Raw genomic sequence first — 11,486 nt, 5'->3', positions numbered from 1 at the left:
GATAATTATCCAGGACTTGCAGAGCTACAGATTCAATCAAACCTGTCCACCAGAATTCAACAGAACTTTTTTGGTCACTCTGACCAGATTCCTGTATGGTCCTCTATCTGCTGGCGTGGCGGTTTTTCCATTTTTGTCCTGCTTGTATGCAGTTGTCTTCTCATAAAGAAAAAAAGGTCTCGGGAATTGCTGGCGCTTCTGCCTGCCTTGCTTTTAACAGGCATACTCTTTCTTGCCAATCCTTCCCAGGACCCTAGATATATTGACAGCTATCACATGCTGATGTGCTTTTTTCTGCTTGTTGCCTCCTCCTCAGAAGGAGGCAGCAACAGAGGATAAAATACCAACAAAGGGACTCCCAGCATCATAATAAAAATATACCGCAATCCAAATGCTGTAGGCGTAGCAATCATTAATGTAAGCCAATTCCCCACCATAATCAACAACGGCAGAATGTATCTGGACTTTCTCTTTACCCAGCATAGCAGTACGTCATAAAGAGCAATCCAAACCAACAGCCCTGAGGCCATAAAATCATACTTTCCACTCATTTTTTCCTGCATGGCATAATTAAAATAGCTTTCAAATGGCGCTATCTGGTAAAGCCACCAGTCGTTTGCAGCAATTTGCGTTTTTACGAATTCATATGGCGTATCTCCGCCAATATGCCAAAATCCATATGTTCCCATAAGATATTGTTCCACATAAATTCCAAAATTAGATTTTAAAAGCGAAAACCATGTTTGAAAAAATGCTGCTTTGTGTGCATTCAGATAGTCTGTATGGAATTCCGGTGCCCACTTCACGGGGTCTACCAAAAAGGGATTATAATACTCCTGATACTTTTCCATAGGCATAAGATGATTCAGAAATTCTTTATCTTCCTTTGTCATATTTCCATCTTTTATCACTACTCGTACCATTTGCTGCAGAGGGATTCCTATAGACTCCACAAACTCATTCTCAGCCGAAAATACGCCCTTGTAAACCGGACCTGTTATAGTACAAATACAAAGAATCGTCACAGCACAAGTAAGAGCCACTCTCTTTACCCTCTTTCGGTACATATAAACTAGAACCACACTGATAAGAATCATGATGTATATCCCATTATTGCGCATAAGAGAAATTAGGACTCCCAACACACCATACAATACTAGATTTTTTCTTTTCAAAAAGGCTTCTCTATCGAGAACTGCTTTATCATATAAAAACATACCAAGAAGAAGCAAAAGCCCACTATACCATGGATCCTTCCACATAACAATGGCATAATTTCCGAATACCGGAATAGTACAGAAAAAGGCCAGCGCAAAATATGTACAAAACCGATGAATTCGCCTCTGCATCCACTCTAAAAAATATCCCAACAAAAATGCCATAGAAACCAACTGCAACAGAGAATACAACAACACTCCCAGATTAGGATTTCCTAAAGCCCTGCCCAGCCAGACACTGCCTCCTGCAAGCAATGAATAAAAGACCGGAAAATGGTTATCCCAAGGCAAATCTCCCAATACCATAGCTATAGAAACTGTGGCGTCTTCCGGCACAATCCCCGGATAGTAAATAAACAGTACCGGAGTCCAGAAAAGCATGAAAACAATGCTGTACAACAACCAATTTCCTTTCCTACACGTTCCCCCTTTCTCATCTTTTCCAGTCCTCTCCATCAAATTTCGCATCCTCCCGTCAAAGAAAAACGTTGACAGTGTGAGAAAAAGCAGCATTCCTGTCCCAAAATATACTATCAACCAGACAATATCTCCCGCAGAAAACATCTGGAATTCCCAATCCCCTGCATGAATTTTTTCCCCGACAACTACCATAGCCGCAAATAACAGACCAAAAAAAATACTTCCAGCTCTCATCCGGCTATCTTTTAAGACTTCTCTCCTTGCCCCAAGCCATTTGATACAAAAATAAATGCCCAGGCCTATAATTCCCACTTTCCATGGGTCCATTTTCCAGTTTTCCTGGTGAAAAAAAATAAGATTTGCCCATGCGATTCCCAAAATCAACAGAAAAATATCCTGGTTTGCATTTAACCGTTTCCTGTTACCCATTCTTTCTCCTTCCTGGTCTGCAAAAATACTTTTCTGTCTGACACATTCCCACAAACAACAAAACTCCTATTACAGAAAGAACGATTCCCATTTTGATTCCCGGTACATGATAGTGCAGTTCAATTTCATTGATTCCTGCTGATACTGGAATCAATGAAAGTGCGTTGGCACCTCTCTGTATTTCTACTTTCTCTCCATTGACACTGGCACTCCACCCCTCATCATACGGCACTGATAGCAACAGATATCCTTCGCTGCCGGACTCATAGGTACCTTTTACATACCCATCCTCAAAAATTTCTGTGTGCATCTCCTTATTTTTCAGTTCTTCTATTACCTCCTGAAATACATCCATATCCAGAAAATAGAAATGTGGAAAAATTTCCTGCTCTGTCCCCGTATAATTTGTCAATGTTACCGTATGGTCCTGACTTCCATATCCTGCAGAAAATACCTTTTCACTTAACCAGGTAGCATAATTACATCGGTAAGTTCCATCAATAAAAAGCTGTAGTTCCGTAATCCAGGAATCCACATAACCATAAAGAATATCTTCCGGATTTCCCTGTGAAAGTAGAAATTCCGCCTGTCCATTCTCTATTTTCATCACAGGTTCTGTCTTCTTGAAAATTTCAACTTCCCGGCCCAGTAAATTAGAAAATAACTCATTCTGAAAGGCAAACGGGTCTGCATTTTCTATATTTTCCAAAATTTCTTTTCCTGTTCCAATTCCTACGTCCAACGCATAAGGGTTCAAGTATACCGATTTCCCATTATATTCCGGTATTTCATCCACTTTCTCATAACCCGCTACCTCTTTTTGGGAAAGCAGATATTTCACCCCGAAAAGCGCATCAGATGGTATAATAGATTCCTGGATTACGCTTAAATCCAAGAGTGTAGAATATCCCACATCGAAAATCATTTTGGAAATATCCGTATCATAAGTAGACGAATAATGGGCTAATCCATGGTAACCATAAACCATAGCTTCATTTAGAAAAGCAGAACAGCCATCCCCTGCATCATTCCTCTTCTCCAGTGTATCCATTCGATAGAATACGGATTCTTCTCTTTCCTGAATCTGCTCTATCTGCTGCTGGGACTGAGATACATAGTCCGTATAAACACGAATATCCGGATTTGCGCCATAATTAATCACAAAAGTAAATACGCCATTAAGGACTAATTCTGCTGCCAGCACCCCCGGCAGGACTCTTTCCAGAATTTTTTTCTTTCCAAGCACACAAAACAAAATCCCATATACCACAAGAAAAATTATCGTAGCATACAAATTTTGCTTTTCATAATATCCGTTCTTCTTCTGAAAAAACAGAATCATTAAAATGCCCACTGCAAATATCAGCCCCATAGCCCTTCCATTTTTCTTCTGCTGGTAAATCTGTACACCTCTGCATCCCAGATAGAGCACCAGAAAAGTCACAATGAAGCTATATCGAAAACGGTAAGTACCAGCATAGCGCATACCGCTCCAAATACAATCCAGCGGAATCAGCCAGCAGCTTGTAAACATAAAGCCTACAGCCAAAAGCGCCAACACTTTTTCCTTTATTTTTATCTCTTTCGTAATAAAAAAATAAATAAAAAAGCCAAAAAAGAGAAGACCACAATACAAGGAGACCGTAGGAACGATACTCCCCAATGCAAATCCCTGAAAGACATCTATAAAAGAATCATACGTCCCAAACTGAAAAATTTCCGGGTTAAAGGCCTGTTTTCCCTTTTTCAGCCCTACAAAAATCGGATAAAACAGAAAGCAGCTTGCCAAAAGTCCTGAAAGCATAGTCACTCCGCACTTTACTGTATCCAGAATAAAACGTCCCCATTCCTTTTTTGTAATCTGATGAAATGCAAGAATTCTCTCATAAAAATAATAGCATACCGAAAAAAGTCCTATCATATATCCCGTATACCAATTGATCGCGATACTAAAAAATACAGCCAGAAAAAGCCCTAGTTTTCTGTCTCTCTGCACAAATTCATAGACAGCCAATAATAGCAGCGGGAGTAAAATCACCCCATCCAACCACATAATATTGGATAGCTGTAGAATATTATACTGCATCAAACCATAGGCAACGGAAAGCATGCACACCATTTCTTTGGAAATACCAGAGAATCGCTTTTTGATAAAAACAGAACATGTAATTCCTGCCAATCCCAGTTTTCCTGCCGTCAGCCAAAACAAAAACAAAGGAATCTGTTCCTTTTCAAAAAAGACAACCAGCAAATTTAAGGGGCTGCCCAGATAATATCCAAACAATGCCACTAATGAACCACCAGCCGACTTAGAAAAAGAATAGCCAAGTTTCGCCTTCCCCAGCAACACATCACGATAATAGGCAAAAAAATCCACATACTGAATCTCCTCATCCCAGAGCAAATTCGTTTTACTTCCAAACGGATAAAGGCCACTGGCTGCCTGTATGAGTACAAACAACCCAACAATTATGAAAAAAATAATTCCTGCCCATATCCAGCTTTCATATCGTTTCCTCATATTTGCTTCTCCATTTTTCTTCATATTTTAAACATTCAAAAGAAGCTGTCCTCTCTTTATCATCGGAAAGAACAACCTCTCTCATTATTCTTGTATACTTTTATCTTTTATATTTGTTTCCCCACAGATGTAAATGGGTCTTTTCTTTGTTTCCAAATAGGTTTTTGAAAGATACATACCTAAAATTCCTATACACAAAAGCTGGATTCCCCCCAGCATGAGGATAATGCAGGTCATAGAGGGCCAGCCTGCCACTGGGTCACCGAAGCAAAGGGTTCTGATAAGGATGAAGATTAAAAATAGAAAAGCAATACAGCATACACCGACTCCCAACATAGAAACCATAGCCAGGGGCGCCGTAGAAAATCCAATAATCCCTTCCAGGCTGTATTTAAAGAGCTTCCAAAAAGACCACTTGGTTTCTCCCGCCTTTCTCTCCACGTTTTCAAACTCTATCCATTTTGTCTTAAAACCGACCCAGCCGAAAATCCCCTTAGAAAAGCGATTGTATTCTGAAATTTCCAGAATTGCCTCTTTAAATTGTCTGGTCATCAAACGATAATCTCTGGCACCGTCCATAATTTCCGCAGTGGAAATCCGATTCATAAGCCTGTAAAAGCGTCTTGCAAAAAAAGAACGGATAGGCGGTTCCCCCTTCCGGCTGACTCTTCGGGTAGCTACCGAATCATAGCCTTCTTCCCGGATACCGCGAAGCATTTCCGGCAGCATCGAGGGCGGGTCCTGCAAATCCGCATCCAGCATTGCCACATAATCTCCGTCTGCATGCTGAAATCCGGCATAGATAGCAGCTTCCTTTCCAAAATTTCTGGAAAAAGACAGGTACTTTACTCTGGTATCTTTCTCTGCCAGCTCTTTTACAATAGCCAGCGTCCTGTCTTTGGAACCATCGTCTACAAAAATCACTTCTAACTGAAATTCCGAAAGTTTTTCCGCAACTTTACAAAATTCTTCGTAAAAGTAGGGCAGAACCTCTTCTTCGTTATAACACGGAACTACCAGTGATATCTTTTCTGACATATTTCTTCTTCCTCCTTTGTACAGTGCCATACTTTATTCAGCTTGTCCTCTGTGCTGCTTCTCCTTTCGGAAAACCCAGAATTTGCTGAAAATATAATTCAACACAGTTACCAACACCTGGTTCATCAGTTTCACAATATTATCATCTATCTGACAGACCTGAACAAAGAAAAACATACTCAGAATTTCCACAAGAAGAGAGGCCACCCTGCTGGATACAAAACTGACCAATTCCTTTGTTGTCGCCTGAACACTGGTATAAGGAGATTTAAACACATACTTTTTGTTGGTCACATAAGCAAATGCCACAGCCAGCACCCAACTGATAATATTGGCTGCCTGATAATACATCTGCAAAGTATTTGCCATAATAAAATACGATACAAGAGAAACTATCATAGTACATACCCCTACTATGATGTACATAATAAGCTCCTCATATTTTTTCATCAGTTTTTTTAACATAATTCATCCTTTTTCATTCTTCTAACCAGCTGTAGTCTGAATTCAAATTCCTGTCTTTCCCGTTCCGCAATGGTAGATAATATCATGCCGGAAAACAGTGATTGCAGAGCAGCCAATGCCATAAATCCACTGACAATCAAGGTAGGGAAATTCGGTACCAGCCCAATCTCAAAATAGGTAATCAATACCGGTACAAACATACAGGCTGCTATAATAAACAACAGTAAAGATACCATACCAAAAAATTGCATGGGCTTATAATTTTTGTATAACCTTCCAATGGTTTTCAATACTTTAAAGCCATCTGAATACGTATTCAGCTTTGATTCGCTTCCCTGCGGCCTATCTCTGTATTCAATGATTATATTCTCCACGGCCATATTTTTGTCTACCGCATGAATACTCATCTCGGTTTCAATTTCAAATCCTTTAGACAATACCGGAAAACTCTTTACAAACTCATAGCTGAACGCTCTGTACCCTGTCATAATATCCCGGATATTGCTTCTGAACAGTCGGTTAATACTTCCTCTTACCAAACTATTGCCAAAATTGTGGAAAGGCCGCTTATTTTCCTCAAAATAAGTAGAAGACAGACGGTCACCAACCACCATATCCACATTTCGCTCCAACACTTTATTTACCATTTCTCTGCCCATCTCTGCCGGATACGTATCGTCTCCGTCTATCATAATATAACACTGGGCATCAATTTCCCGGAACATACGGCGAATGACATTTCCCTTTCCCTGCTGGTATTCGTAACGAACCACCGCTCCGGCTTCTCTGGCAATTTCATCCGTTCCGTCCTTTGAATTGTTATCATACACATAAATGACAGCCTCTGGAAGCTCTCGTTTCCAGTCCTTTACTACCTTTTCGATAGTCTGGCTTTCATTATAGCATGGAATTAAAACTGCTATTTTATCCACTTTTGTACTCCTTCTAAATTTCTATTATAAACTTTCATTTTCCTTTGTAATCTTACTACAGATTGTGAGAAAAGGGAAGTGTAAGTTTATTTGTAAGTAAACGCCAAATAGCGAGTACCTTGATGTTTTTCCTGGTTCAGAGCATAACCGACTGCATTCACATACTTTCCATTGATGATTGCAGCTACCAGAGATAGTGATACCAGGCTTCCATGTAACAAGGTCTTTGGATAGTCTGCTTTGACCATATGTTCATCCGTTTTGCTGGCATATACCTGGAAATTGCATCCGGTAACTGTTTCCATCAGAAGCTGCATTTTTCATTTGATGCACAAAGTTCCTTTGTTAAGGCTTCCAACTGTTCCTGCTGTTGCAAAAGCAGATGGATAAGAAGCGACTTATCAACTGTATTTAATTGTTCTTCCGTATACTCAACTGCCATAACCGAACCTCGCCTTTCTGAGTGGTATTATAGCAGAAATGGTAAGTTTTTACCATTTTTGCTTTCTGTATCCTTCGTCATTTTGACGGTGGATAACAGTCATGAATACCTGAAAATAACTGCCGGAAATTCAGATATTTATGACTGTTATCCATAATCTGAAAAGTTTTTGAATCATGAGAATATAAAAACTCATAATCAACTTTCATGATGTGAATAACTTTAAATTTTATATCGCACAGAATAAATCGACATGAATAAAAATGGTTTTATTTTCTACGTTTTGCACAAATCACATGGAAAACGCCAGATTCGGAACTTCTTCAATTGGACTTTTGGCAATGATTTCCAAACCTTGCAGGAACCCATTCCCTTCCCAGAGGAGTCCTTTTATCCGGTCCGTACGCTTGCCACAAAACAAGAATAATGTATTCTTATCATAAGGATCGAGATGAAACTGAAAACGTATGATTCTGGCAAGACAGTTGCTAAAAATGCCTCCCGTACTTTTCATAGTCTCCAATAATAGCTTGCTTTCGTAATGTTATGTAGTTGACACCATTCATCAATCTTCATACCCTGGGGCGGTTTTGACAGTCTCTGACCAGTTCAGCCCATTCACTCAAACGTGTTTGCTGTGTAACTAAGCTTGTGTGAGATTTCATGACTCACCTCCTGTAGTCCAGTCAAGAAAGTTGATTACTAAACTTTTTTGACTTTATAGTAATGAGCCTATTATCTCATATATGACGATTTTGAAAAGATACTTGCTATTTTGCTGTTACAATAATAACACCATCCAATCACATAATATTGCTACACTGAAGGATATTATATCCCATCAGTGAATATCCTGTTGACAGAAAAAGCGCAAATACACCTTTTGATAAATTCATCTGCCACAAATACAAATAAGTCGTAACTCCACATAAGGACATCTTTAAAATAATTAAAAAAGTAAGAAACTGGGCTATTTTCCCACTGGTATAAATAATAGCAGTAGATTTAATGGCGAAGCTAAATAATAGACAACCAAAACCGTTGTATTTCCTCCAATCTTGCATGGAAAGAATACTTCCAGCTTTCCATTCCATTTAACACTTGGTGACACCCCATAAAAAATTCATATAAAGAAGAATAATACATAACGGAACTAAAAATGCATCATTTCTCATCGTCTTCTCTCCCCTTTACTGATAATTCCAATAGTTAACAGTGCAAACACTAGCCCTATACCGCTTACAACTGCAGTATAAAAAACAGAAATACCAACAATTCCATAATATTTTACAACTGTTTTCCCAAAAAACAGAAATGCTAGAAATGCCAGAAGATATCCTATAATTAATAATTTCTGTTTTCGAGCTATTGTAATAATCATTTGAAGAAAATTTACAAAAGCTAAAGCTCCACCACCTATCAATAAAATTACCAATGATGTTTTATATGCATCAAGGTTTATACCATAAATAATCGACAACACCGGAATTCCCAACACATCCCCGCCCAGAACAGCTACCAGAGACAGTAATAAAATAAGCCCTATCTGTCTAAGAATCAGTTTTTTTAACTGCGGAATATTTTGTTCATGCCAAAGCAATGCCATTTTACTAATAACAGGCTGATAAACAAACTGACTTAAAAGACTTATTACAAATACCGGCATAAAAATGTATGTAAAACAAGCCTGCGCTTCGCTGGACATCACCTTATCAATCGCATATTTAGGTGCATTTCCAATATAAATCACTAAATACGAAGAAATAAATAAAGGGAGACATTCTATGCACAGGTTCTTCACCTGGGCACGCCTCAGTTCTTTCTTTCGCTGTATATCAAATGCTTTAAATGCTATGTAATTTAATAACAAAAATTGGATTACAGATACTACAAATGCAATAAAGGAAGTGAGAAGCAAATCCTGCGTAACTGTATAAACGATAAGATACACAACAATATAGCTGACGATTCTTATAGTAAGAATTTTTCCTGCTATGTCTAATCTGAGATGTTGCTGTAACAGACCGTGGAATACATCCTCTACAGCATCTACAACTTTGGTCATGCATACCAAGAGGATTACCAAGCACTTTTCTGTATTATATACTCCCATCACATAATAATATCCCACATAAACAACCGACGCAGTAATCATCAGTATGCTAGTCAGAACACGTGAAAAGACATATTCTCTAAAACTATATTTTTCCTTTATATCTGATACCTGAAACTGTCTGACTCCATATTTTCCCACAGCCAGCATAAGATTTCCGATGGCAAATGCTATAGTAAATACCCCCGCATCTATAATGGGATCAATTCTGGAAATCAACATCAATATAAAGACTGTCTGAAATGCGTTTAGCATAGCTGCACTGGTATTCCACAAATATGCTGACTTCATTTTATCTTTACTTCCATATAAAAAAGATTTTATCATGTTATATTTTTACCCTTCTGTTTCTTAATGTTTTATTTTTTCAGATATCGTATATACGCAGTATATTATCTTTTTTTACACTTTTCAAACCTAACTTCTTATTTTTATAACATTCCGAGTATATTCTTTTCCTGCTTTTCTGTCAACAAATCCATAATAATTTCTCTCTGTTGTAGATGTCGCTGTATCCACAAATTGTGTTGTATTTCCCCCTTTTATTTCGCCTATAGCCTCTGCCTCTCCATTACCAGTCTGCCTATTAATAACATATCCTTCTGACTCCGACACCTTTTCCTAGGACAACCTCACTTTATTTTTACCTGTTGATTCTGCTTTGAATTTTAATATCTTCCTTGGGGATGTTCTTTCATCAAATCTTCCAATGGTTATTTTTATACTTTAACACCCCACTATTTTGTTTGATTCATACTATAAATAATTTCTATAATGCTCTTCCATAAGTATACTTCGGTGTTCCACCCACAATCATATTTCCCTGACCATCTTTATGATATGGGAATACCCAATAATAATTATATGCTGTTTTGGAAGCCTTAGTATCTGTAAATGTTGTTCCTTTTGTTGTTATTCCTACATAGCCGTATTTCCCACCGGCTCTTTGTCCATAGACAAGATATCCTTCAGCATCCTTTTGCTCTGTCCATGTCAGTTTTACTCCACCTTTTGCAGAAAATGCTTTCAGGTTCTGCACTGCCGGAATCACACCTTTTGCCCATACATATTTTGTACATTTTCCAGGAAGCATTTTTCCAGTATCAGTATCCGTAACGTATGGGAATACCCAATAATAATTATAATCAGTATCTAATGCTTTTGTATCCGTAAATGTAGTTCCCTTTGTTGTCATTCCTACATAACCATACTTCCCATTCTTCTGCGCATAAACGAGATAACCTTCTGCCCCTTCTGCGGAATTCCAAGTAAGTTTTACCTTTTGTTTTCCAGCTGGAACACTCTTTAAATTGGTCACTGCTGTTGTAAAAGATGTCCTTGAATATATCGCAAACACTGTTACATTCTCTGCTGGCATCTCAAATGTATAAGTATTTTCACTTACTTTTTTCGCATTATTGTCATATGCTCTTACGGCATCTACTTTATATCCCTGGTTTGGTTTTACGGTCGCAGTAACAATTTCGCCGGCTTTTGCTATTTCCTTATCAACAGAAAGCCAGCCCGCTTCAGGTTCCTGATATATATAGACATTATAGCCATCTATTACAGTATAAGTATACTCCTCAGTTGTTTCATGAAGGATTCCGTTATGCTCCTCTGAATATGCTAACTTCAATGTTGCACTGCCTACTTGGTTAAAAGAACCACTTATCAGACGTATGTTTTCTTTACTTCCTTTAAATCCACATGCTTTACATTCAGTAACTCCTGCAACTACCTCATGCCAATCTGTTCCCACCGGTACCTTTGTTGTTGCAGGATTTGACACTGATATATATACCTTGTGTTTTTCATCTAGCGATTGATTGATAACTTCAACTGTAACATCTCTTGCAGGCATCTGAAATGTGTAAATATTATCATCTTGTTTTGATACAGAAGCATC

The 11,486-nt window shown here is 38.3% G+C and carries 9 protein-coding genes and 1 pseudogene; all 10 read right to left on the bottom strand.

What is annotated here, in order from left to right:
- Positions 1–272 precede the first annotated feature (272 nt).
- Entirely contained in the window at positions 273–2,066 is a 1,794-nt protein-coding gene (locus WKT17_RS15935) for a DUF6020 family protein (RefSeq protein ID WP_173747213.1), read from the bottom strand.
- The gene (locus WKT17_RS15930) at positions 2,059–4,587 is read right to left on the bottom strand and encodes a YfhO family protein (RefSeq protein WP_173747212.1); all 2,529 of its coding nucleotides are present in this window, start codon (positions 4,585–4,587) and stop codon (positions 2,059–2,061) included. The genes WKT17_RS15935 and WKT17_RS15930 overlap by 8 nt, the downstream gene beginning before the upstream one ends.
- 84 nt (positions 4,588–4,671) lie before the next feature.
- The gene (locus WKT17_RS15925; protein ID WP_173747211.1) at positions 4,672–5,625 is read right to left on the bottom strand and encodes a glycosyltransferase family 2 protein; all 954 of its coding nucleotides are present in this window, start codon (positions 5,623–5,625) and stop codon (positions 4,672–4,674) included.
- Between the two features lie 33 nt (positions 5,626–5,658).
- A complete protein-coding gene (locus tag WKT17_RS15920) occupies positions 5,659–6,090 on the bottom strand; it encodes a GtrA family protein (protein WP_173747210.1) in 432 nt (143 codons plus the stop codon).
- Positions 6,084–7,022 (bottom strand): glycosyltransferase family 2 protein, encoded by a 939-nt coding sequence (locus tag WKT17_RS15915; protein ID WP_173747209.1) that lies wholly within the window; start codon positions 7,020–7,022, stop codon positions 6,084–6,086. Before WKT17_RS15915 ends, WKT17_RS15920 begins: the two co-directional genes overlap by 7 nt.
- A 128-nt stretch (positions 7,023–7,150) precedes the next feature.
- Positions 7,151–7,464: pseudogene (locus WKT17_RS16365) on the bottom strand (hypothetical protein); the annotation flags it as partial.
- 292 nt (positions 7,465–7,756) lie between these two features.
- Positions 7,757–7,978 (bottom strand): IS66 family insertion sequence element accessory protein TnpB, encoded by a 222-nt coding sequence (tnpB, locus tag WKT17_RS15900; RefSeq protein ID WP_291682073.1) that lies wholly within the window; start codon positions 7,976–7,978, stop codon positions 7,757–7,759.
- 289 nt (positions 7,979–8,267) lie between these two features.
- Positions 8,268–8,528: a YfhO family protein gene (locus tag WKT17_RS16360; RefSeq protein ID WP_442860025.1), complete on the bottom strand. Its 261-nt coding sequence runs from the start codon at positions 8,526–8,528 to the stop codon at positions 8,268–8,270.
- Positions 8,529–8,635: 107 nt separating this feature from the next.
- Entirely contained in the window at positions 8,636–9,904 is a 1,269-nt protein-coding gene (locus WKT17_RS15895; protein ID WP_291682072.1) for a lipopolysaccharide biosynthesis protein, read from the bottom strand.
- A gap of 442 nt (positions 9,905–10,346) precedes the next feature.
- The coding region (locus WKT17_RS15890) for an InlB B-repeat-containing protein (protein ID WP_445291970.1) at positions 10,347–11,486 on the bottom strand (1,140 nt) is incomplete at its 5' end.

It is taken from the genome of Blautia sp. HCN-20427 (genome assembly GCF_037890365.1).
Taxonomy (GTDB): domain Bacteria; phylum Bacillota; class Clostridia; order Lachnospirales; family Lachnospiraceae; genus Blautia.
This window is presented reverse-complemented; position numbering and strand designations above follow the sequence as displayed.

Excerpts from the sequence above, each read along its gene's own strand:
- WKT17_RS15925 (WP_173747211.1), bottom strand. The coding sequence starts at position 5,625 with ATGTCAGAAAAGATATCACTGGTAGTTCCGTGTTATAACGAAGAAGAG.
- tnpB (WP_291682073.1), bottom strand. The coding sequence starts at position 7,978 with ATGAAAAGTACGGGAGGCATTTTTAGCAACTGTCTTGCCAGAATCATA.
- WKT17_RS15935 (WP_173747213.1), bottom strand. The coding sequence starts at position 2,066 with ATGGGTAACAGGAAACGGTTAAATGCAAACCAGGATATTTTTCTGTTG.
- WKT17_RS16360 (WP_442860025.1), bottom strand. The coding sequence starts at position 8,528 with ATGCAAGATTGGAGGAAATACAACGGTTTTGGTTGTCTATTATTTAGC.
- WKT17_RS15895 (WP_291682072.1), bottom strand. The coding sequence starts at position 9,904 with ATGATAAAATCTTTTTTATATGGAAGTAAAGATAAAATGAAGTCAGCA.
- WKT17_RS15920 (WP_173747210.1), bottom strand. The coding sequence starts at position 6,090 with ATGTTAAAAAAACTGATGAAAAAATATGAGGAGCTTATTATGTACATC.
- WKT17_RS15930 (WP_173747212.1), bottom strand. The coding sequence starts at position 4,587 with ATGAGGAAACGATATGAAAGCTGGATATGGGCAGGAATTATTTTTTTC.